The organism is Duganella kummerowiae (assembly GCF_053572355.1).
The window spans coordinates 435964-457751 of sequence record NZ_JBKFEH010000009.1 but is presented as its reverse complement, the minus strand read 5'-3'; the positions used below and the strand labels follow the sequence as shown (position 1 = coordinate 457751).

Here is a 21788-nt window from a genome sequence, read left to right as displayed (position 1 = left end):
GCGACAGAATGATTGATGGACTTGAAAAATGCGGAAGAATCTGGTCTAATAATGCCTCACCCAAGTCGGGGTGTAGCTTAGCCCGGTAGAGCGCTACGTTCGGGACGTAGAGGCCGGAGGTTCGAATCCTCTCACCCCGACCAATGAATTCCAAAAAAGCCCAAGTGATTCAAGCACTTGGGCTTTTTGCTTTTGGTCGTGGAAATGCGGGGTGAAGCTGCCTTATCAGAAATCGAGAGGCTAACAGGGTCAACCTCCAACGCCTGAGGCCTCATAAGGTATTTGCTACCGTATGAGAAATCCGATGTCACCACGGAGGTGTTTTCCTCGTGCAGTGTCAACAAGCCGGCAGGAACGAACGCATCTTCGACATGCGCAAAGACCGCAAGTTTGTTTTGCTTGATCATGCAAGAGGAAGCTTAGAAGTTTAGTTCTTCTTGTTCGCGCCTTGACAACGGACGAACGCGCTTTCGCCGTTCTTTTGCTTCTAAGGCCGCAATGGCGGAATCGTCTTCCAACAAGAAGTTTTGGAGCGTTTTGCCTGGCGCAATTGCGTCCAGATAGCGTAGAAGCTGGCCAAGGGCAATACTTGGCTCCCCCTTCTCCAGTCGATAGGCGGTATTCCTTGACATGCCGGCCCGTAACGCCGCCTCGGTTTGAGAGATGCTTCGAGCCACTCGCAGACGAGCCAAGCGCTCACCAATTTTCGTGGCTTCTATTGCAAGGTGAGATGGCAATGCATCAGCTTGTGCGACGCGCATAGCAAGGAGGAGGCTCTACAAGCTTGTATATTCAAACTATGAACTTCGTCCGCCAAAATGTCAAAGGATGTTCGATGTATCGAACAAACCATGACAACAATGCAAATGAAAAGGTAGCGTACCAGCCTTACTCCACACTGTATGTAAGAGAACAGGAGGTAATTATCTTCCACCCGACGGTCAATAGGTGCACTGCTCCCCCTGCGTAGTCTCCTCGCCTCGGCAGCAACGTCGGCCTTGGCAAACTCCATCGGCGACGCTCATCCCGAAATGGCAGTTCAGTGGCTTCCATGAAACCGAAATGGGGTAATCACTGGCTTATTGGGGTAATGATACCCCAATATACCCCAATTGCAATGGCCGCATCGCTCGGCTGTTGACCCTGCAGTCGCTCTATCACTTCGACTATGCGGTGGGCCGCTACATCAGCCTGGAGCGCATCGTCGAAGAATCGAAGAAGATCTACTACGAAACGCTGGAAGCCAGTTCCCAAGGCTGCCACGAGGCCGCGCACGGCCTGTACTAGAAACTCGGCGGCGGTACATCGTGGGGGGGGAACCTGGCGGCGCGCCAGCTCACGGACGCGGGACAAGACTGCTTGTTACCGACTTGGCACGCAACGCCTCGTATAGCTGGCCCGGGCCCAGAATAATATCCAAAATGCCATTCAAGATGTGCTCTGAGCTCAATGCCTGCGCGGTCATCAGTTGGTGAGCATCGCCTGCATCGATGATTGCGTCCACTAGCGCCGTCCTCAGGTCCGGGGAATTGTCGAACTGATTCTTGCTATTGCTGGCGGCTTGGCGTACCAACGTCTCATTTTCCATCAGTTTGCCTTTAAGAACCCCGTTCACATATATGAGCTTGTCGCCGTCGCTGAGGTCGCCCTCGAACAAGCCGTTTATCTTCTCGATGATTTCGGTCAGATAATCTTCCTGCTTTTCCTGCACGCTGCCGCTGCCCACTGCATCCATGGGCGGCAGCTTGTAACTACCGTCAGCGTTCAAGCCCATGGGCTGCTTACCCCGGTTCTTTAAGGTATGGTGTGTTAGCACGACCTTGCTGAGGTCCACCGTGTTGCGCTCTCGCCCAAAGTCCAGTAGCGGAACCAGGCGTTTGTAGAAGAGGAAACGCTTCTCGATGTCGGTGTTACCGTAGTCGAAAATCTGACTCAGGAAGGCATACAAGCGCGTGTAGGCCCCCATATCGTTCTTGAACAGCAGCAGTGCCTCCATCTGGTCCTTGGCTGCACGCGCGGCCTTCTCGTCATGCTTCTCCTCCGCCAGCGCCATGTCCTGCTGCGCCGCCTTGTAACGCTTGAGCAAACGGTCGGCAACGGGCGCGATGGCGGCGTCAAGTTGCTTCTGGGTGCCGTTCGGGTCCAGGTCCACCTTGGCGACGCGCTCGACCTCGTAGTCGTCATAGAATCCGGCCGCATCCAGCTTGGCACGCAGGTCATAGACCAGGTGCGGGTCGGTGACCGCTTCCATCTCAGCGGTTTCATAATACGTTTTGAAGGCCTTCAGAATTTCAGCCGGTTCGTTCACAAAATCCAGTACGTAAGTGAACTCCTTGCCCGGATACGAGCGGTTCAAGCGGGAAAGCGTCTGCACGGCCTGAATGCCGCCGAGCAGCTTGTCCACGTACATGCCGCACAACAGCGGCTGATCAAAGCCGGTCTGGAATTTGTTAGCGACCAGAAGGATATGGAAATCCGGCCCTTTGAAGACTTCGCGAATGTCACGCCCGCGCAGGCCTGGATTCAAATCCTCGCTGGTCTCGGTCACAGCCTCGGGGTAGCTGTCGGTATCTTCAACTTCGCCAGAAAAGGCGACCAGCACGCCAAGCGGATAGTGCTTTGTGGTAGCGTAGGCGCGGATTGCCTTCTGCCAGCGAACGGCTTCCTTGCGGCTGCCGACCACCACCATCGCCTTAGCTTTCCCCTCAAGCAGCGGCTGGATGTTCTCCCGGTAGTGCTCCACCACGATTTGAACTTTGCTGGCAATGTTATAAGGGTGCAGCCGTACCCACTGCATCAGGCCTTTCATCGCAGTGCTGCGCTCGACGGCCTTATCGCCCCACTCTTGCCCATCATGGGCCAGTTTGAAAGCCAGCTTGTAGCTGGTGTAGTTCTTCAGCACATCGAGGATAAATTCTTCCTCGATGGCCTGGCGCATGGAATAGACATGGAACGGTTGCGGCAGACCATCCGCGCCCTTTCGACCGAACAATTCCAGCGTCTTGGCTTTAGGCGTCGCAGTAAAGGCGACATACGTCAGCCCTTTCACTCCAGCACGCGCCTCCATCTGCGCTGCAAGCAACGCTTCGGTATCCACCTCGCCGCCATCCTGCAAATCGGCCCATTCCTGCGCCGACAGCAACTGCTTGAGCTTGGCTGCCGCCTCGCCAGTCTGCGAGCTATGGGCTTCATCGGCGATGACTGCAAAGCGCTTGCCTTCGGTAGCGGCCAGTTTCTGCACCTCCTGCAATGCGAACGGGAAGGTCTGGATGGTGCACACGATGATCTTCTTGCCGCCCTTGAGCGCCTGCCCCAGTTGAGCGCTCTTGCTGCCATGCTCATTGGTGATGGTGGCCACCACGCCTGTCGTGCGCTCGAAATCGAAGATGGCCTCCTGAAGCTGGGCATCCAGCACATTGCGGTCACTGACCACCAGCACGCTGTCGAACAGCTTGTTATGCTGAGCGTCGTGCAGATCGGCCAGGAAGTGCGCCGTCCAGGCAATCGAATTGGTCTTGCCCGAGCCAGCCGAATGCTGAATTAGATAACGCTCGCCGGGGCCCATATCGAGCACGTCGGCTACCAGCTTGCGGGTCGCGTCGAGCTGGTGGTAGCGCGGGAAGATAATGGCTTGCGCCTGCTTCTTGTCGTTGCGCTTGCAGATGAGGTAGCGATGCAGGATGTCCAGCCAGCTATCGACCGCCCAGACTTCTTCCCACAGGTAGGCCGTGGCGTAGCCGTCCGGATTTGGCGCATTGCCGGCGCCACCGGCATTGCCCCGGTTGAAGGGCAGGAAGGTCGTCGCCGTTCCGGCCAGCCGAGTGGTCATCATGACCTCGGACTGGCTCACTGCGAAATGCACCAGAGCGCCGCCCGGGAAGCACAGCAGCGGCTCAAGCACGCCGCCCTTGGGTTGCGGATGGCGGTCTTCGCGGTATTGGTCAACCGCGTCATGCACACTCTGGGTGAAGTTGCTCTTCAGTTCAGCCGTGGCCACCGGGAGGCCATTCAAAAACAGCACCAGGTCCAGCTCGGCCTTTGGATTGTTGGGCGAGTGACAGACCTGACGCACCACGCGCAAACGGTTGGCGGCATACTTCGCCCCGATGGCTGGATTGATGGCCAGCGCCGGCTTGAACTGCGCCAGTTCCAGAGGCGCAGGCAGCCCCAGCATCTCCACGCCCCGGCGCAGCACATCCAGCGTGCCGCGCTCGTTCATGTTCTTGCGGATGCGGTCGGCTAGCACTTTGGGCAGCGCAGCGCCGTGGGTCTTGGCGAGGCGCTGCCAGCTCTCGGGCTGCGTTGCTTCAATCCAGACCAGCAGATCGGGCAGGAACAGGCCGCTGGCGCGGTCGAAGCGGGCAGCGTCGCCTTCCTCGTACAGCCAGCCATTGGCAGCCAGGTGGGCGCAGATTTCGGTTTCGAAGTGGTGTTCCTGGTGCAGGTTCTGGCTCATTGCAATTTCCTGATTTATTCTTTCTTGCGCCGGCGGGCGCCGCGCTTAGATTTCGGCGTAGCAGCGCTCCAGCAGCGGCTGGGCCCGTTGCAGGTCGAGAGGACCGAGAAGACATAATTCGACGTCGCCCGTACCCCAATGGCCCACCTGGCTGACGTCGCGGCTGAAGCCTTCCTCGAATGTGACTGTACTGGGGTCCAGCTTGAGCGTGATAAGCAAGCGGTTCGGATAAACGATAACGCAGGCGAAATTCTTCAGCCGCCGGAACGCGGTGTAGAGCTTGAGCGACTTCTGCTGCACGTCATCACCCATCGACATCAGCAGCGACGTGGTCTGCTCGTACAGCGCACGAATATCCGGTGTGGCCAGCGCCAGTTGCTCGGCCAGCGACTTGTCCTTGCCCTGCGGCTTGGGCACTTCCTGTTCGACGGGAGGAACGTCGGCTGCGGCAGGCTTTACAGCCGTGGCATCCGCCACGCTCTGTGCGTTCACCAGTTCCAGCAGCAGAAGGTCATCACCGAACAGCTTGTAGCGGATGAGTTCGATGTTGCGTGGTATCTGCTGCACGGCGTGCTGATCGTAACGGGTGAAGTCGGACGCGATGCACAACAGCCGAGTTCCCTTCCATTCGATATGCTGGGCGGTCTCTTTGCCAAACTTTTCCATGACGAGCCAGCGAAATTCGGCCTGGTGGTCTAGCAGCCAATCCAGGTAGAACAACCCTTGGTTAATGACGTTTTCAGTGCTGTGGCGCTTGTACTCGACGATGACCGGACAGCCGTTCTCGTCCAGGCCCAGCGAATCGATGCGACCCCGGTGCGTCTTGCCAGTGGCGTATTCGCTGGCAAGGAAGCGCACGCCGAGGAAGGTTTCCATCTGGCCTTCGATGAGGGCTTGCAGAGTCTTTTCCTGCGGTGCGGCCTGGCTGGTGAGTTCCGTTACAGCGCTGGCGCCGTGCAGGCGGAAGAGTTGGATGTCGCTCATGCTGGGATGCCTTCCGGGCTTACCGCCGCGTGCGGTACGGTACTGCGCACGTCGATTTGACCGGTGACGGCGGCCGAGATAAGGGCGCTGCGGCGTTCCTTGAGAAGCTCAATTCCATGCTCCGATTCAGCCCGTAATGCATCAATTTTTGCGGTTTCTTGCGAAATGAATTCGACCAACTGAACCTGTTCTTCGAGCGGTGGAATCGGCAATTGCATAGACGTCCACGCATCCATACGTAGTGCCTTCGTTCCATGGCCCGCTTCATCTAAACGTTGGAGCGATTCATTCGCGCTGCCTCTGAGAAGCCATGCGAGAAAAGACGCATTGATTCCTTTTAGTGGCATAACCGCCTTTAGGTCTTGGTTAATTGCCATCGGTACGAGTGCTTCAACCACGGGGAACATTCGGGCCAGAATCATCCCTCTGACAACCACGAGAACAGCACCAGCGGGTATGATGCTAGCTGCGCCTTCTTCAACCGCCTGCTGTGTGATACAGTCAATTGTGCCTCTGAGTTTTTCTACCTTCAAATCCTTCGCCGATGCCCATGGGACGTCGCCATCCCAATACTTCAAGTTATCCTTACTAGGCGTACCGCCGCTCCGCAGTTCAACTAGATACTTGAGCGGCATGACGACCCAATGCGCTGGTACCTTCCCCAACCAAGCTACGCCAGAATCCTTCATTGGAACGTGCGGGTTGATGCCTTTGATGACGGCATGGGAAATGGTGGCCTGGCGCTTTTCGGCCAGCAGGGCGATGAGCTTTTCCTGCTCGGCAATCAGCGCGTCGATTTTGGCGGTTTCGCGGTCGAGGAAGGCGGCGATGGAGGATTGCTCGTCCAGAGTTGGGCGAGCTATCAAGTGGGTGCTCAAAGCACCCTTCGTCATGCTCGGCAAAGCCGTATTTGTCGAGTAGTAGTCAAAAGGAATCGTCAGCGTTGCGTAATAGGCATAGCGCCCGTTCGTTCCGGGACGCACCTTGGACCAATACATTGTGTCTACAGTCCAGAATGGACCGTTGAAGAATAGAGGCTTATCAATCGTGCCTTTCCGCCCGAGCAGGACAGACTCTCCATCGTACAGGTAGGTAGACGCATATGCGAATTGCCCACCTGAGCCAATTACTGGAAAACCTTCCGCCTGCTCTACATTTTTGTGGTCTGCTCCGTTCTGAATGTCGAGCAAATGCTTTAGCGCGACAATATCCCAATGTGCTGGAACGCTACCAATCCAATCGACACCACTGTCTTTATACTCTTCATATCTCGGCAAACTCATTCCGCTAACTCCTCAAGCATCTTCATGATGCTCGCCGATACCGCCTTCAGTTCTTCGTCAATCGCATGCAAGCTGCGCGGCGGCTCAAACACATAGAAATGGCGGTTAAAGGGAATCTCATACCCAACCTTGCTTTTCTCCGCATCAATCCATGCATCGGGCGCATGTGGCAGAACCTCACGCTCGAAATAGCCCTGAATGTCCTCGGATAATGGCACATTCTCGGTATCGCGCAAGGCGCTGTCCGGCTGCAGCTTGCCCTTCTGCTTGCCTTTCACGCCGAGCACGGGATTGCCGTCCTCGTCGCGTAATGGCCGCTCGACAGTGATGGTCGTGTAGCCAAAATCTTCGTTCGCGAAGATGCGCGAGATGGGTACGCGCTTGAGCTTGCCACCTTCAGGCGTAACAGGCGCGTTGTCGGTGCCAGTCACAAGCTGCGGCTGGCCAAGCGCCGCCCCGCTAGCATCAAACACCGTGACGAGTTCAGCTTCGGTGAAGTCACCGAACAGCCGCGTAACAGTGGCAATATGTTCATCGCTCATTTCCTTGCGCTTGCTGCCCAGGCTCTTGCGCATCTTTTGCCAGAAGCCGCTGGCGTCGATGAGCTGCACAAAACCCTTGCGGTCGGCCGGCTTCTTGTTCGACAAAATCCAGACATAGGTGGCGATACCAGTGTTGTAGAACATATCAGTCGGCAGGCCGACAATGGCCTCCACCAGATCGTTCTCCAGCACGTAGCGACGAATTTCGCTTTCCCCGCTGCCAGCGCCGCCGGTGAACAGAGGCGAACCATTGAGCACGATGCCGAAGCGGCTGCCGCCCTCGCCATTGACCACCGGCGCCATCTTAGAAATCAAGTGCATCAGGAACAGCATGGAGCCATCGGAGACGCGCGGCAGGCCGGGGCCAAAGCGGCCGTCGTAGCCTTTCTGCTCGTGCTCCTGACGCACCGCCTTCTCGACTTTTTTCCATTCGACGCCAAAAGGCGGATTGGACAGCATGTAGTCGAACTTGCGCCCGACGTGGCCATCGTCGGAAAGCGTATTGCCGGCGATGATGTTCTCCACCGGCTGGCCCTTGATAAGCATGTCGGCCTTGCAGATGGCGTAGGACTCGTCATTGAGCTCCTGGCCGAACATGGTCAGGCGCGCCTGCGGGTTGTGCTCCAGCAGGTATTCACCGGCAATCGACAGCATGCCGCCCGTACCCGCAGTCGGGTCGTAGATGGTGCGCACCACGGCACTGCCGGGTGTGAGCACGTCGTCATCCTCGATGAACAGCAGGTTCACCATCAGCCGGATGACTTCGCGCGGGGTGAAGTGTTCACCGGCCGTTTCGTTCGAGATTTCGGCGAATTTGCGTATCAGTTCCTCAAATACCAAGCCCATGCTGGCGTTGTCCACCACTTCAGGGTGCAGGTCGATGTTGGCGAATTTCTCGGTGACGAGGTACAGAAGGTTGGCCTTGGCCAGGCGCTCGACCTGGGTGTAGAAGTCGAAACGCTCGAAAATGTCACGCGCTGCGGGCGAAAAACCCTGGACGTAGGCATACAGGTTCTGACGAATATGGTCCTGGTCACCCAACAGCTTAACGAGGTCCAACGGCGACGTATTGTAAAAGCTTTGATTGCCCGCCGCACGGCGCAGGAATGGGTCCGGATTCAGTCCTGCCTTGCTCTTGGCCGCGAACTCGGCCAGCACGGCCGGCTTGGTCGCTTCTAGCACGCAATCCAGGCGGCGCAGCACGGTGAATGGAAGGATAACGCGGCCGTACTCTGATTGTTTAAAGTCGCCGCGCAAGAGGTCAGCAACCGACCATATAAACGACGAAAGAGCTTGATGATTCATGAAATTAAAAATCTTTAACTTTTTTCTTGAAATATGCACTTTATCATCTTCAAATGGCCGTAGTGCCATTCCGGCCTCTCTTGCCAGGCGAATACCATACCGCCACGCGGCCAGTCCACCATCGAATATGGGACCGCCCTCCCCCTCCAGCACCGCCGTAGCGCCCCACTTTCCCCGCCAAACAGCGAGCGCCCCCTCCTCCTCCCATGGTTTGCACTCTCAGGCAAAAACCAGGGTCCTGTCGAGCCATCGTCGGGACACCCAGGTCATATGCTTGTCACACTGCATATACGCTTGATAGCCCGGGGCGGCCAGCCGCCCGGGGGCTATCCCTCAGCACTCCATCACCGCAAGGACTACCGATATGACCGCGCAAATTACAACCGTCAACGATGCGAACTTTGAGGCCGAAGTGGCCCACAGCGAGGTTCCCGTCCTGATCGACTTCTGGGCCCCGTGGTGCGGCCCCTGCATGGCGCTCATGCCCACCCTGCAGGCGCTGGCGCCCATGTACGAAGGCAGTTTGAAGATTGCGAAGGTCAATATCGACGAGTGCCCGGAACTGGCGGATCGATTCAATGTGCGCGGCATCCCTTACATGATATTGACCAGGCATGGCGACGCCGTGGCCACGCTGCACGACCGCAGCCGCACGCGCCTGGCCAGCGAAATCGACGCCTTCCTCGATCAGGACGGTGAAGCATGAGCGCCGCCGCACCGTACTGCGCCTTCCAGGGCGATCCGGCACGCAAGGCGGAGATGTTGGACCGGGTGCGCGCCAAATGGGCGCAACGACGGGTCTTCCCCCTGCCCTATCTGAAGTGGCGCACGGATGGCGGGATGGTCTCGATGGCGGGCGCCCTGGCTGAAACCCAGGCCCCAGAGCAGTTCATCGAGCGCACCGGCCTGCCGATCGAACTGGCGGCCTTGTGCGAAGGCCTGGTCTATTCCGGCGTCGAGTTCAGCGAGGATGCGACCGCCCCCCTGGGGTTGGCCTTGAAGGGCGGCGAGACCATCCTGGCGTTTGCCATCGGGTGGCTGGAAGCCATTCCCGTGGGCGCCGATCTGGGCGACCTGGTGCCGCGCTTCATGCAGCGCTTCCTGGCCAGCGTGCTGGCGCCCGATTTCCCCACGGCGGCCCACCTGTCCCCCCCCGTGCGCGCCTGCGCCGAGCAGATACTCGGCTTGTGGGCCCGTGAGCTGGATGGCGCACAGGTGGCGCCCAAGGAATGGCGCGGCGTGCGCGCCGCGGCGCTGCGGGCCTCGGAGGAGCATGGCGCCGCCTGGGACTACGGCTGGTCCGAGCTGGTCGAATCGCTGGCCTGGCCGGCGCGCGGGCTGGCCCTGGAATTCGCGTCCATCTTCCAGCTCTTCGTGAAGGAAATGCGCCAGTTGCTGGCGGCCCCTTACCTGAGCAGCGAAGACCGCGCGCTCCTGCCACAGGCGCTGGCCGGCCTGGCGCAAGTGACGCGCGCCCAGCGCGATCCCGAGCTGTCGCAGTTGCCCATCGAAACGCTGCTGGAGCGCGATCCGCAATCGCGGCAGGCGGTGCTGACGTTTACGCACCCGGACATGCAGGCCCGCGTCCGTGCCGCAGAAAAGCAAGCCCGGCCGGAATCCGATCGGGTGCTGGGCCAGCAAATGGCCATGCTGCGCAGCCTCATCGAGGCCGCCGGCCAGCTGCCAACAAGCGCGGCATGATGGCGCTTTACTCTTACCAGGAAACTCAGCATGACTAACGTTGTCATGTCGGACCCCGCAGCGGCAGAGGCGGTCAAGACCGAAATGCCGCAGGAAAGCGGGAGCAAGTCGCTGCGGGCCGACCTGCGCTATGGCGCGGCCCTGGTCACGCAATACGTCAAGGCCGATCCGCTGCTGGGCTCGCTACTGATCGCCTACCAGTTCGCGCACAGCGGGCTGGCGATGTCCTTCTTCCTCAAGATGCAGCTGGCGTTCGCGGACATCGTCAACGCGCTGGCCGCCCGCAATGCCGCGGTCGTGCCGGGCATCGTCGCCAATATCCTGCTGTTCGGCGTGGTGACCACGGTGCTGGCCGCCATCGGTACCTGGTCGCGCCTGTCCCTGCGCATGCGCATGCGCCGCGTGTTGACCACCACCCTGCTGGACCGCTGGATGCAGGACCACCGTTTCTTCCACCTGGAGCGGCGCGCACGGATCGACTATCCCGAGCAGCGTATTCAGGAAGATATCTTCCAGTTTGTCGACAAGCTGACCCAGATCGGCGTGTCGGTCCTGGCCTCGCTGTTCGGCGTGCTGCTTTACACGTCGCAACTGTGGCGCCTGTCGCCCCCGGTGACCGTGCCCGCCATCGGCATGACCCAGCCGGTCCCCGGCCTGCTGGTCTATCTCGCCTTCGGCTTTGCGGTGGCGATGACGGTGCTGGTGCACTGGGTAGGCGCACTGCTGACACGCGCCGAGGTGGTGCGGCAACGGCTGGAAGCGCAGTTCCGTTCCGAAATGCACGCGGTCCGGGAAAACGGCGAATCGATCGCCTTCGTGCGCGCGGCCGCCCTCGAGCGCCGCCGCCTGGCCGACACCTTCGCGCTGATCGTCCAGAACTGGCGCACCTACACCGTGGCCAACATGCGCATCGCCATCGCCACCGGACTGCCCGACATCCTGCTGATGTTGCTGCCCTACCTGCTGTGCATCCCGTTCGTGCTCGACGGGCGTATGCAGATCGGCGACATCCAGATCGTGTCCGCCTCGTTCAGCCAGGTCTATAACGGCATCGGCGCCCTGGTGACGCAATATGCCGAGCTGGCCACCTGGCGCTCCTCCATCGCCCGTTTGCGCCTGCTCGACGAAGCGCTGGCGCAGCCCGTGGACAGCGCCATCGTGATCAGCGCCAGCCCGGCGCCACGCATAGCCGCCCGCGACCTCAACATCGCGTTCCCGAACGGCGCGCCGATGGTGGCGCTGCCCGGGCTGGCCATCGAGCCGGGCGCCCGCATCCTGGTGCAAGGCAGCTCCGGCGCCGGAAAAAGCACGCTGTTGCGCAGCATCGCCGGGCTGTGGCCCTACGGTTCGGGCGCGGTGGAACTGCCTGCCGACGCCGCCATCGCCTTCCTGCCCCAGCGTAATTACATGCCTAACGGCACAATCGCCAGCTTGATGGCCTATCCGCACGCACCCGACTACTTCCAGGATCAGCAATACATCAGCCTGCTGACCGCGCTGGGCCTGGAGCGCCTGTTGCCCGACTTGCACAGCTACCAGCCGTGGAGCCGCATCCTGTCCCCTGGTGAGCAACAGCGGATCGCGGCGGCCAGGGCGATTTTGAGCCAACCCGACTTCCTGTTCATCGACGAAGGTACCAGCGCCCTCGATGCCCAGTCAGAAACGAAGGTTTACCAAACCATCGTCGAGCGCCTGCCCCAGGCGGCGCTGATCTCGGTGGCCCACCGCGAAAGCGTGGCGCCATTCCACCAACAGCTTCTCAAACTGGAGAAGGGCAGGGCCAGCCTCTCGCCACTCAGTTAACTTTTGTCATGAAGAGGGATCGCAGATGAAGTTGGACATTACAGGTGCACGTTTCCGCGCACTGATGGGCTTGAGCAACCTGGCCATGGGGATGTCGTTGTGCAGTATCACGCAGGCGCAGGATCAGGCCGGCGCGGCCCGGGCCAATGCCGACAGCGGCGCCGGCGCGGCCGCCATTCCCCAGATTCTGGTGCACGGCAAGAGCACACTGGACATGGACATCCGCCGCAGCCGGGATGACATCCAGCCGTATGTGGTGTTTGATGCGGAACAGATAGCCCAAAGCGGCGCGCAAACCATCGAAAGCTTCCTGCAGGCCTATCTGCCGATGAATGCGCAGCAGACCTCGACCTCGCAGCTGGGGCCGCAAACCCAGCCCTCCGGCCGCATCGACCTGCGCGGCCTGGGCGCCAATCAGACGCTGATACTGGTGGACGGCCGCCGCCTGCCCTCGATTTCGACCGGCGACTCGTTCCAGCAGGCCAGCCTCAACGGCATTTCGGTGTCGCAGATCGAACGCATCGAAATCCTGCCCGCCACGGCAAGCGGCATCTATGGCGGCGGCGCGACCGGCGGGGTGATCAACATCATCCTGAAGCGCGATTACGCCGGCATCGACGTCGATGCCAGCTATGGCAATACCTCCGATGGCGCGGTGGGACAAGACCGCGTCGGCGTCAGCGGCGGCTTCTCGCTGGAAGATGGACGCACGCGGGTCCTGTTTTCGGCCTCGCATGCCGATGCCGGAGTGCTGCAATCGAACCGGCGCAGTTACGACAGCAGGGGCCGGCAACTGCAGATGCGCAACGACCCGACCGATCCCAGCATCCTGATGGGCGGCGCCAACCTGTGCGCCACCGTGGACGGCTACACCTGCGCGACCGACCCCTTGCAGCTCAAGAGTGGCGCTGTGCTGCGCTCGCCGCTCACCAGCGTGCCGCGCCAGTACCCCGGCGCGGCCAGCGATGGCGGCGCGGCGCTGGCCGCCAACGCCGGCCAGCTCCAGTTCAACAACACTGCGCTGCCCATCTGGTCGGCGCCTGAAACCACCACCTTCAGCTTCAACCCGCGCCGCGAGTTCAGCAAGGATATCGAAGCCTATCTGGACTACGCGTACGATACGTCCAAAACCTCGCTGACCATGCCGACGCAGACCCTGCAGTATGTGCCGGCCGGCGCGGACGTCAATCCCTTCGCTCAGGATGTGCTGTCCTACCTCACCGTGCCCAATGGCCTGGTGCAGCAACAGGTGGTCAAGAATACCCGCGTCCACGCCGGGGCGATTGCGCGCCTGCCGGGGCAATGGAGCGCGGTGCTGGAATACGGGTGGCTGCGCAGCGTCACCTCCAGCACCAACAGCACGGTCCTTGGCAGCGCCTCGGACGCCGCCGACGCGATCCTGCAGGGCGCGGTCATGCGCGACATCGTCGCCGCGCCGCTCAGCGACCCGAACTCGCTGCTTTCGTACTACCAGCAAGGCGGTGAAATCGGCAGTACGCTCAAGAGCCTGTCCTTGCGCCTGAGCGGCCCGCTCATGAAGCTGCCCGGCGGCAGTCTGACCGCCACGGCCTCGCTGGAACAACGGCGGGAAACCAGCGACAACTCGATCAATGTCACTGACATCCGGGGCGCGAGCCGGTACACCTGGACGCCCGAGGCCCATCGCAAGGTGGATGCACAATATCTGGAACTGCGCGCGCCGTTGACTTCGCCCGGCAATAACGTGCCTTACGTGCACGCGCTGGAACTGATGGCCTCGGTCCGCCATGATGCTTACCGGACCGACTTTTCGGGTTCTCAGCTTCCGGTCGATAGCGCCAGCGGGCCGTTCCCGCCCGAAGCGCCCTCGGTCAACAGCTTCGGCTCGACCAATAGCACGCTGGGATTCCGCTATGCGCCCACGCGCGATATCGCCGTGCGCGGCAGCCGCGGCACCGGCTTCCTGCCGCCCGACCTGGGGCAAATCCGCAGTTCGGCGCCGAACGTGTACCCGTCGTTCCTGATCTCCCTGCTGGGTCTGCGCGATCCGAAACTGGGCAACGCGCCGCCGGCCGGGCCGCTGACCGTCCTGGCCGGCGGCAGCCCGTCGCTGGCGCCGGAAACCTCGCGCAGCGCTTCCTGGGGCCTGATCCTGACCCCGCGCCTGGTGCCGGGCCTGCGGATTTCCGTGGACCACACCGATATCCGCAAGTCCAATGAGGTCAGCACCCTGCCGCTGAGCTATATCATCGAACATGAAGACGCGCTCCCCGGGCGCGTGGTGCGTGCGCCAGGGACCAACGGACAGCCGGGTCCCATCACGCAGCTCGACGCCTCCTCGCTCAACCTGGCAAGCACACGCCTGCGGGCCTACGACCTCCAGGCCGACTACACGGCCGGCAGCGAGCGCTTCGGACAGTGGCGCTTCCATGCCGCCGCCACCTATACGCAAGCGCTGAGCCGCCGCGTGCTGGCGACGGATGCGGAAATCGATCGCGCCGGCTTCTCCGATGGGCCACTGCAGTGGCGCGGCAACCTCGGCATCGAATGGAGCCCGAACGATAACTGGAGCGCCGGCTGGAACACCCAGTATTACGACAGCTACCGGATTTGCCAGTCCACCCAGTCGGCCGCCGACTGCCTGGCCTGGGAGCGGTGGCAGGGCGCCAGCAAAGTGGCCAGCCAGCTGTACCACGACCTCTACGTGCGCTATGACTTCGGCAGTCGGCGCGACCTCCTGGGCGAAACCCAAATCAACCTGGGCGTGAACAACGTGTTCAACAACCAGGGTTCGGCCATCGCCAGCGGGGTCGCCTACGCGGTGGGCCCGGCATCGTATGTCGATCCGCGCGCGCGACGCTTCACGCTGTCGCTGCGCAAGCACTTCTGATCGGGCGGGCGCCGCAAGCGGGGGCCGCCCTCACTGCGTGGGGCGGTTCGCCTGTCGCGGCGCGGGGACTTCGGTATCGCCTTGGTGTTGGGCGCGCATGGCCTTGGCCGTGATGCCGAAGCGCGCCCGGAACAGGCGCGAGAAGTGCGACAGGCTGGCAAAGCCTACGTCGTAGGCAATCTGGGAAATGCGCTGCTGGCTGCGCAGCAGCTGATACTGCGCGGTCACCAGCCGGGTTTCGATGAGCACCGCGCTGAAACTGGTGCCATGGGCCGCGCAGGTGTTATAGATCGTGCGCACCGAGCATTTCAGGCTGGCCGCGGCGTCCTGCGCCGACAGGCCGGTCTGCTCGATGTTGCGGGCGATGAACCACAGGATTTCGCCCATGCGCCCGCGCGCGCGCGGCATCAGCGTGTCCGGCTTGACGGCGGCGGCCAGCGCGGTGCGCAGCAGGTCGGAAATCATGGTCAGGGCCTGCGGCACCTGCGCATCATCGGGCAGGCCGGCGATCAGCTGGGCCAGGCCGGCGATGACCGGGGCGGCAAAGTAGTCCTTGCTGACGTAGAGGTCGGGCAGCAGCTGCAAGGTGTCCATGAAGCGCCGCAGCGCCCACCAGCCCGGCAAGGTGATGATCAGGATATCGACATCGCCAGCGGCGGCCAGCGCCATCGGATGCCAGGCGCAGGCGATAAAGATGTCGCCGGCCAGCAGCCGGCGCCGATGCCCGTGCTGTTCCACACTCAATTCACCGGAACGCAGCAAGATGATGTGGGTGCAAAAGCCCCTGCCATCGGCGCCGGTGGCGCCCTCGATGGAGCTGGCGAAGGCGCCGGTGGCGATCTGGTGCACGGTGGCGATGTCGCGGCTCACACTGCTGACACGCCAGCCATTGCCTTCGCGGGCGCCGCGAAAGCTGTTATCGAAAATGGCGGCAATAAGCGTAGACTTCACTGGCATACCTTACCTGTCCGGCCCGGACCAAGGCCGGGCCGCTCCCCTGAACGTGTTATGTTACCGGAACAGCACGGCAGCGTCATCCAGCACGGCTTGCCGCAACACGGCGCGCCAGCGGGCCAGCGCGGCCCTGACCCGCGCCTGCCGGGCCAGCGCCCGCTGCCTAAGGGCGCTGGCGGCAGGGTCCGCCGCCCAGCGCCGGTTGACCTCTGCCAGGAATTCGTCATAGCTCGGGTCGCCATCGCCATCCACCATGTTGAGGGCGGCGAAGGTTTCGCCATTGATGCGGTCCATGGCAGACTGGAACAACGCGGCCTCGGCCTCCGTGAACGGGTCCTGGTCGCCGGCCTCGGCCTCGGCGGACAGCTGCGCGCTCCAGGCCCGCATGACGTCCTGCACCGCGCCGGGCGAATGTTCCAGGTCCCAGGCCAGCGACAGCATCAGATCGGCCACCGCCTCGTTCGCGGGGGTGGCGCGCTGGGCCTGGGTCAGCGCGGTGCGCGCGGCGCGCCAGGCCGGCTTCTCGACGGTGCTGTCCATCGATTGCCGCACCAGGGTGATGATGGCCTCACAGGCCGCGCGCACCGGGCCGGCCGGGACCTGCTTGGCGCGGCCATGGACCGGATCGGTCCAGGCCAGCAGCACGGCGCGGCGGGCCAGCTGGCCCGTGCCGGCGCCGACCGGGATGGCGGCCAGCAGCGCGTCGTAAAACGCCAGCGCCGCGTCATCCTGGCCAAAGTCGCCCAGCGCCGGCAGCAGCCGCACCAGGGCCGGATGCAAGCCATAGTCGTCCGACACCGGCGTCAGGTCGCCCTCGATCGCGGCCTCGGTCAGCCACGCGGTATAGACCGGCCCCTTGCTGCGCAGATCGGCCCTCAGGTCCTCCTTGGTGGCGGCGCTGCCAAAAGCGTGGAAGGCGGTCACTGGCCAGCTCCGGTATAGGGTTCGAGCACCGCCGCCAGCTTGCCGCGCGAAACCAGGCCGATGAAGCGCTCCACCGGCTGGCCTTGCTTGATCAGGATAAAGGTCGGCACGCTCTGCACGCCGTAGGCTTGGGCCAGCTGGGGCTCCTGGTCGATATCGACCTTGACGAAGGCGACCTCGCCCTCGAACTCGCGCGCGGCATCTTCCAGCGCCGGCGCGGACGCCTTGCATGGGCCGCACCAGACGGCGTGGAAATCAATCAGCACGGGGACCGGCGAGCGCAGCACGTCGTCCTCGAAACTGCTGGTGGTGGTGACTTTGAGCAGGGACATGGAGTTATCCTTTGTAGGGTGGGAGCCGCCCGTCCAGCGGGCGGCGGGGAAGGAGTCAAAAATGCGTCAAGCGGGCGGGCTGGCGCCGGCCTGGGTGGCGATGAGAAAGCGTTCCGCTTCCAGGGCCGCCATGCAGCCCATGCCGGCCGAGACCACGGCCTGGCGGAAATGCTGGTCCTGCACGTCGCCCGCGGCAAACACGCCGGGCACGCTGGTGGCGGTCGAGCCTGGCGTCACCAGCAGGTAGCCATCCTCGTCCATGGCCAGCTGGCCCTTGAACAGGCTGGTGGCCGGATCGTGGCCGATCGCCACGAACAGGCCATCGACCGCCAGTTCCGAAGTCGCGCCGTCCTCGCGGTGCCGCAGGCGCAGGCCCGTGACCTTGCTGCCGTCGCCCAGGACTTCGGCCACTTCGGCGTTCCAGACCGGCGTGATCCTGGCGTTGGCCAGCAGGCGGGCCTGGTTGGTCTTGTCGGCGCGCAGGCTGTCGCGGCGATGGATCAGATAGACGTGGCTGGCGAAGTTGGCCATGTGCAGCGCATCCTCCACGGCGGTATTGCCGCCGCCCACCACCGCCACCACGCGGTTGCGGAAGAAAAAGCCGTCGCAGGTGGCGCAGGCCGACACGCCCTGACCCCGGTAGCGCCGTTCGCTGTCCAGCCCCAGCCAGCGCGCATTGGCGCCGGTGGCGATCACCAGGCTGTCGGCGCTGTAGCGCGCGCCGCCGTCGCCCACGGCCACGAAGGGCCGCCGCGACAGGTCCACCTCGACGATGTAGTCGTTGATGATGTCGGCGCCCAGGTGGCGCGCATGGGCGCCCATGCGCGCCATCAGTTCGGGGCCTTGCACGCTGGTGTCGCCGGGCCAGTTCTCCACCTCGGTGGTGATGGTCAGCTGTCCGCCAGGCTGCAGGCCCTCGATCAGCACCGGTTCCAGCGCGCTGCGCGAGGCGTAAATGGCCGCCGTGTAGCCTGCCGGCCCGGAACCGATGATCAGGAGTTTGCTGTGGCGCGGCGCCGCTGCATCTGTTTTTGCTTGCATGATCATCCCTCTGCTCCGCCGACGACGACGTTGTCGATTCGGATCGTCGGCTGGCCCACGCCGACCGGCACCATCTGGCCGTTTTTACCGCATGTCGCCACCCCGCCATCAAGCGCCAGGTCGTTGCCGATCATGGAGATGGATTTGAGGGTCTGGTTGCCGACGCCGATCAGCGTGGCGCCTTCAATCGGCGTGGTCGCCTTGCCGTTCTCGATCAGGAAGGCTTGCTCGGCCGAGAAATTGAACTGGCCCGAGGTGATATCGACGGTGCCGCCGCTGAACTCCACCGCATAGATGCCGTGGCGGACCGAGGCCAGGATTTCGGCCGGGTCATACGCGCCGTTATCCAGGAAGGTGTTGGTCATGCGCGGCATGGGCAGGTCGGCGTAGGACTGGCGCCGGCCATTGCCGGTCACGCCGCAGCCCATCAGGCGGGCGCTGGTCTTGTCCTGCATCAGGCCGACCAGGCGGCCGTCCTCGATCAGCAGGGTGCGCTGGCCGCGCACGCCCTCATCATCGACGTTGAGCGAGCCGCGGGCATCGCCCAGCGTGGCGTCGTCAAACACGTTGACGCCGCGCGCAGCCACCTGCTGGCCTATCATGCCGTTGAAGACCGACTCGCGCTTGCGGTGGAAATCGCCCTCCAGCCCGTGCCCCACCGCCTCGTGCAGCAGCACGCCGGGGAAACCAGGCCCCAGCACCACGGTCATTTCGCCGGCCGGCGAGGGCTTGGCCGCCAGATTGGTGAGCGCGATCGAGGTGGCCTTGCGCACCATTTTTTCCAGCCGCCCGGCGCTGAATTCACTCAGCGCGCAGCGCCCGCCGCCGCCGGCCGCGCCGGTGGTCCGTTTGTTGGCGCTTTCCGCGATGACCGAAATGTCCAGCCGCACCAGCGGGCGCACATCGCCCGCCAGCGTGCCGTCGGTGGCCGCCACCAGCATGGTGGCATCCTCCACCGACAGCTTGGCCGAAACCTCGGTGATGCGCGGATCGACGGCGCGCGCCATCTGGTCGAGCCGCTGCAGCAGCGCCACCTTCTCGACGCTGTCCATGCCGCCGGCCGCCTCGATGGCTGGATAGGCTTGGGCATCGCGGGCCGCCCCGGCAATGGCCACGCCGCGTCCGGCCGCGGCCATATCCTGGCCCTGGGCCTGCATGGCGCGGGCCGCCGCCGTGATGGCGGTGATGGACTTGTGGCTGATGTCGCTGGAATAGGCAAACGCCGTGTTATCGCCGTTCACGGCGCGCGCGCCCACGCCCTGCGAAATCGAGAAGGCGGCGCGCGCCACCTTGCTGCGTTCCAGCGACCAGGCATCGCGGGTCGTCAATTCGAAATACAGATCGCCGTACTCGGCGCCGCGTGCCCACAGGCCGGACAAGCCCTCCTGCAGCTGGTGGAGATCGAGGTCGTTGGCGAAGATCAGCCTGTCCTGGGCCAGGGCCAGGCGATGGGAAGCGTTGATAGGCATGGAAAGCGGTTCTTTCTGCAAAATGGATGGAGATCAGCGCCCTGCAATCTGCAGGTCGGGCAGCAGGATGGAGCCGACCCGGATCGCGCCCTCGCGGTGCACGTCGGCGCCCACCGCGACGATGGCCTTGAGCATGTCCTGCAGGTTGCCGGCCACCGTGAAGCCCTGGACCGGCCCCACCACCAGGCCGTTTTCGACCCAGAAGCCGGCCGCCGCCCGCGAATACACGCCGGTGGCCGGATTGCTGCCGCCGCCCATGAAGCGGGTCAGCCACAGGCCGGTGCCCAGCTTGCGCAGCATGGCCGCCAGGTCGTCGCCCGCTTCGGTGGCGCTGCTGGCCAGGGTCAGGTTGCGCATGCCGCCGGCGTTGCCGGTGGAGGCCTGCCCCAGCTTGCGCGCCATGCGCGTATCCAGGAACAGGCTCTCGACCACGCCGTTGCGCACGATGGCGCGGCGCCGGCCGGCCACGCCTTCGCTGTCGAAGGTGCTGCTGGCCAGGCCGAAGGGCTCGAACGGATCTTCTTCCAGCGTCAGGTGCGCGGCGGCCAGGGTCTGGCCCAGCGCGTCGGGCAGGAAGGTCATGCGCTGGAACTGCGCCGCGCCGCTCAGCTGCGCGCACAGGTCGCGCACCAGGCTGGAAGCCACCGGCGCATCGACCAGCACCGGCACGCGGCGCGTGCTCAGGCCTTGCGCGCCCAGCATGCCCAGCGCCTGTTCGGCGGCCATGCGGCCCACCTCGGCATGCGGGCGCAGGCCGTCCAGGCGGCGGTCCGCCGACGACCAGTGACCCTGGCGCATGTCCTCGCCGCGCTGGGCGATGGTGTGGCACCAGCGCTGCTGGACCGAGCCGCTGCCGGTGCGGCAAAAGCCCTGGCTGGTGGCCAGCGCAAAGCGCATGTCCTGGCTGGCGGCGCCCGCCTCCGAGACCCGGACCTGGTCACGGGACGTGGTCGCCAGGGCGGCGGCCTCTATGGCCAGGGCGGCCTCGGTCAGATCCCCGGCAGACTGGCCGCCGGGCGCGAACAGGGGTACCTCCGGCGTGGTCCACGCCAGGGTGTCGCGCTCGGCCAGGCCGGCCTCCGGGTCCGGTTCCAGCTGGCGCGCCATGGCGGCGGCCTGCGCCACCACCCGGTCGATGGCGCTGCGGCCGAGCGATTCGGTCGAGGCCATGCCGGTGCGGCCATCGGCAAAGACGGTGATGCGCAGGCTTTGATTGCCTTCGCGCACGGCAGTCTCGACCTTGCCTCCGGCCACCGTGACGGTGATGCCGCCTTGTTCGCTGACCATGGCGATGGCCTCGCGGGCCCCCACGGCGGCGCTGCGCTCGATGGCGTAGGCCACGGCCTGGGCAAGTTCGCCCTCGCTTTGAAGAAGATAGCCATCGCCTTGCGCGATGGACGCTGTTGCAGTGGTGCGGGTAGCTCCGCTCAGGCTCATGTGACTTCCTTTGGTAAGCACCGTTTGGGACATCTGTCGGTTCAGGGCGGCGGACGCGGGGCCCGGTACGCCAGGGATGGCCGGTTGACCAATGCGGCAACTATAAGGTGCTTGCCCTATGCCGGTTGGCTCGGCAGGACCCGGCTTGTTGTCTGACAGTGCAAGCTGGGGCGGGAGCAAAGAGCCGGATGGCAGCGCAACCACCTTGCCCAGCAGAATGGAACTTGCGCCGCCCGCGCAATTAAATCCGAAATCGCTAGGTAATCCGGGAGAAGTCCTGTATGTTGGGTCCTGCACTACATCAAGTCGCTGTTATTGTTGGTCTCTCTCCTGTCTCGCCTCGCGCGGTCCCGTTTGATTTCCTCCCTTATCCCTCTTGGTCGCAAGTGCATCCCGGGCGACTTGCCCATGCAATGTAAAGGATGAATATCATGTCTACTCAAACCGGCACCGTAAAATGGTTCAATGACTCCAAGGGCTTCGGCTTCATCGCGCCCGACGCAGGTGGCGCCGACCTGTTCGCACACTTCCAGGACATCCAGTCGAACGGCTTCAAGAGCCTGTCCGAAAACCAGCGCGTCTCGTTCGTGCGTTCGAGCGGCCCCAAAGGCGACAAGGCTGGCAACATCACGCCGATCTGAGCCCGCGGGTGTGAGGCCGTAAGAACACCCGCCGCATGGCGGGTTTT

The 21788-nt window shown here is 63.1% G+C and carries 17 protein-coding genes, 1 tRNA gene and 1 pseudogene; 7 read left to right on the top strand and 12 right to left on the bottom strand.

Translation table 11 applies throughout. The annotated features are described in order from the left end of the window. Positions 1-66 precede the first annotated feature (66 nt). Positions 67-143, top strand: a tRNA-Pro gene (locus ACLB1G_RS13065). Here the strand turns inward: ACLB1G_RS13065 and ACLB1G_RS13060 are convergent. Both ACLB1G_RS13060 and ACLB1G_RS13055 read right to left on the bottom strand, forming a co-directional pair. Next, positions 132-407 carry a hypothetical protein gene (locus ACLB1G_RS13060; RefSeq protein WP_491627643.1) on the bottom strand — a complete coding sequence of 92 codons (276 nt, stop codon included), beginning with the start codon at positions 405-407 and terminating at the stop codon, positions 132-134. The genes ACLB1G_RS13065 and ACLB1G_RS13060 overlap by 12 nt on opposite strands. A 12-nt stretch (positions 408-419) precedes the next feature. Further along, complete coding sequence (locus ACLB1G_RS13055) at positions 420-761, bottom strand: helix-turn-helix domain-containing protein (RefSeq protein ID WP_491627642.1); 342 nt, start codon at positions 759-761, stop codon at positions 420-422. A gap of 343 nt (positions 762-1104) precedes the next feature. Here ACLB1G_RS13055 and ACLB1G_RS13050 point away from each other — a divergent pair. Then, positions 1105-1275: pseudogene (locus tag ACLB1G_RS13050) on the top strand (Fic family protein); the annotation flags it as partial. A 61-nt stretch (positions 1276-1336) separates the two neighbouring features. Here ACLB1G_RS13050 and ACLB1G_RS13045 read toward each other — a convergent pair. From ACLB1G_RS13045 to ACLB1G_RS13030, 4 genes are read right to left on the bottom strand one after another with little or no spacing between them, the layout of a single operon-like run. Then, positions 1337-4456: a type I restriction endonuclease subunit R gene (locus ACLB1G_RS13045; protein ID WP_491627641.1), complete on the bottom strand. Its 3120-nt coding sequence runs from the start codon at positions 4454-4456 to the stop codon at positions 1337-1339. 45 nt (positions 4457-4501) lie between these two features. Further along, on the bottom strand, positions 4502-5440 hold the full coding sequence (locus ACLB1G_RS13040; protein WP_491627640.1) for a DUF5655 domain-containing protein: 939 nt from the start codon (positions 5438-5440) through the stop codon (positions 4502-4504). Beyond that, positions 5437-6723 carry a restriction endonuclease subunit S gene (locus ACLB1G_RS13035; RefSeq protein ID WP_491627639.1) on the bottom strand — a complete coding sequence of 429 codons (1287 nt, stop codon included), beginning with the start codon at positions 6721-6723 and terminating at the stop codon, positions 5437-5439. Before ACLB1G_RS13035 ends, ACLB1G_RS13040 begins: the two co-directional genes overlap by 4 nt. Next, a complete protein-coding gene (locus ACLB1G_RS13030; protein ID WP_491627638.1) occupies positions 6720-8570 on the bottom strand; it encodes a type I restriction-modification system subunit M in 1851 nt (616 codons plus the stop codon). The genes ACLB1G_RS13035 and ACLB1G_RS13030 overlap by 4 nt, the downstream gene beginning before the upstream one ends. 364 nt (positions 8571-8934) lie before the next feature. Here ACLB1G_RS13030 and ACLB1G_RS13025 point away from each other — a divergent pair, with 364 nt between their 5' ends. Genes ACLB1G_RS13025 through ACLB1G_RS13010 form a run of 4 tightly spaced genes read left to right on the top strand, consistent with a single transcriptional unit; the run spans position 8935 to position 14943 of the window. After that, positions 8935-9276 (top strand): thioredoxin family protein, encoded by a 342-nt coding sequence (locus tag ACLB1G_RS13025; protein ID WP_491627637.1) that lies wholly within the window; start codon positions 8935-8937, stop codon positions 9274-9276. After that, positions 9273-10271, top strand: a complete 999-nt coding sequence (locus tag ACLB1G_RS13020; protein WP_491627636.1) for a hypothetical protein — start codon at positions 9273-9275, stop codon at positions 10269-10271. The genes ACLB1G_RS13025 and ACLB1G_RS13020 overlap by 4 nt, the downstream gene beginning before the upstream one ends. 30 nt (positions 10272-10301) lie before the next feature. Then, positions 10302-12074, top strand: coding sequence for an ABC transporter ATP-binding protein/permease (locus tag ACLB1G_RS13015; RefSeq protein WP_491627635.1), 1773 nt, complete (start codon positions 10302-10304; stop codon positions 12072-12074). 25 nt (positions 12075-12099) lie between these two features. Further along, a complete protein-coding gene (locus ACLB1G_RS13010; RefSeq protein WP_491627634.1) occupies positions 12100-14943 on the top strand; it encodes a TonB-dependent receptor plug domain-containing protein in 2844 nt (947 codons plus the stop codon). A gap of 30 nt (positions 14944-14973) precedes the next feature. On the opposite strand, the gene ACLB1G_RS13005 is transcribed toward ACLB1G_RS13010, so the two are convergent. From ACLB1G_RS13005 to ACLB1G_RS12980, 6 genes are all read right to left on the bottom strand, one after another. Further along, positions 14974-15894 (bottom strand): helix-turn-helix domain-containing protein, encoded by a 921-nt coding sequence (locus ACLB1G_RS13005; protein ID WP_491627633.1) that lies wholly within the window; start codon positions 15892-15894, stop codon positions 14974-14976. A 60-nt stretch (positions 15895-15954) separates the two neighbouring features. Continuing rightward, positions 15955-16821 (bottom strand): hypothetical protein, encoded by an 867-nt coding sequence (locus ACLB1G_RS13000; RefSeq protein ID WP_491627632.1) that lies wholly within the window; start codon positions 16819-16821, stop codon positions 15955-15957. Beyond that, positions 16818-17153: a thioredoxin gene (gene trxA / locus ACLB1G_RS12995; RefSeq protein ID WP_491627631.1), complete on the bottom strand. Its 336-nt coding sequence runs from the start codon at positions 17151-17153 to the stop codon at positions 16818-16820. The genes ACLB1G_RS13000 and trxA overlap by 4 nt, the downstream gene beginning before the upstream one ends. Before the next feature lie 66 nt (positions 17154-17219). Next, entirely contained in the window at positions 17220-18194 is a 975-nt protein-coding gene (trxB, locus tag ACLB1G_RS12990) for a thioredoxin-disulfide reductase (RefSeq protein ID WP_491627630.1), read from the bottom strand. A gap of 2 nt (positions 18195-18196) precedes the next feature. Further along, entirely contained in the window at positions 18197-19663 is a 1467-nt protein-coding gene (gene tldD, locus ACLB1G_RS12985; RefSeq protein ID WP_491627629.1) for a metalloprotease TldD, read from the bottom strand. Positions 19664-19696: 33 nt separating this feature from the next. Continuing rightward, positions 19697-21100 (bottom strand): TldD/PmbA family protein, encoded by a 1404-nt coding sequence (locus tag ACLB1G_RS12980; protein WP_491627628.1) that lies wholly within the window; start codon positions 21098-21100, stop codon positions 19697-19699. A gap of 431 nt (positions 21101-21531) precedes the next feature. On the opposite strand from ACLB1G_RS12980, the gene ACLB1G_RS12975 reads away from it, so the two are divergent. After that, on the top strand, positions 21532-21741 hold the full coding sequence (locus ACLB1G_RS12975; RefSeq protein ID WP_491627627.1) for a cold-shock protein: 210 nt from the start codon (positions 21532-21534) through the stop codon (positions 21739-21741). Positions 21742-21788: the final 47 nt, after the last annotated feature.

Excerpts from the sequence above, each read along its gene's own strand:
- ACLB1G_RS13060 (WP_491627643.1), bottom strand. The coding sequence starts at position 407 with ATGATCAAGCAAAACAAACTTGCGGTCTTTGCGCATGTCGAAGATGCG.
- ACLB1G_RS13055 (WP_491627642.1), bottom strand. The coding sequence starts at position 761 with ATGCGCGTCGCACAAGCTGATGCATTGCCATCTCACCTTGCAATAGAA.
- ACLB1G_RS13045 (WP_491627641.1), bottom strand. The coding sequence starts at position 4,456 with ATGAGCCAGAACCTGCACCAGGAACACCACTTCGAAACCGAAATCTGC.
- ACLB1G_RS13040 (WP_491627640.1), bottom strand. The coding sequence starts at position 5,440 with ATGAGCGACATCCAACTCTTCCGCCTGCACGGCGCCAGCGCTGTAACG.
- ACLB1G_RS13035 (WP_491627639.1), bottom strand. The coding sequence starts at position 6,723 with ATGAGTTTGCCGAGATATGAAGAGTATAAAGACAGTGGTGTCGATTGG.
- ACLB1G_RS13030 (WP_491627638.1), bottom strand. The coding sequence starts at position 8,570 with ATGAATCATCAAGCTCTTTCGTCGTTTATATGGTCGGTTGCTGACCTC.
- ACLB1G_RS13025 (WP_491627637.1), top strand. The coding sequence starts at position 8,935 with ATGACCGCGCAAATTACAACCGTCAACGATGCGAACTTTGAGGCCGAA.
- ACLB1G_RS13020 (WP_491627636.1), top strand. The coding sequence starts at position 9,273 with ATGAGCGCCGCCGCACCGTACTGCGCCTTCCAGGGCGATCCGGCACGC.
- ACLB1G_RS13015 (WP_491627635.1), top strand. The coding sequence starts at position 10,302 with ATGACTAACGTTGTCATGTCGGACCCCGCAGCGGCAGAGGCGGTCAAG.
- ACLB1G_RS13010 (WP_491627634.1), top strand. The coding sequence starts at position 12,100 with ATGAAGTTGGACATTACAGGTGCACGTTTCCGCGCACTGATGGGCTTG.
- trxA (WP_491627631.1), bottom strand. The coding sequence starts at position 17,153 with ATGTCCCTGCTCAAAGTCACCACCACCAGCAGTTTCGAGGACGACGTG.
- trxB (WP_491627630.1), bottom strand. The coding sequence starts at position 18,194 with ATGCAAGCAAAAACAGATGCAGCGGCGCCGCGCCACAGCAAACTCCTG.
- tldD (WP_491627629.1), bottom strand. The coding sequence starts at position 19,663 with ATGCCTATCAACGCTTCCCATCGCCTGGCCCTGGCCCAGGACAGGCTG.
- ACLB1G_RS12980 (WP_491627628.1), bottom strand. The coding sequence starts at position 21,100 with ATGAGCCTGAGCGGAGCTACCCGCACCACTGCAACAGCGTCCATCGCG.
- ACLB1G_RS12975 (WP_491627627.1), top strand. The coding sequence starts at position 21,532 with ATGTCTACTCAAACCGGCACCGTAAAATGGTTCAATGACTCCAAGGGC.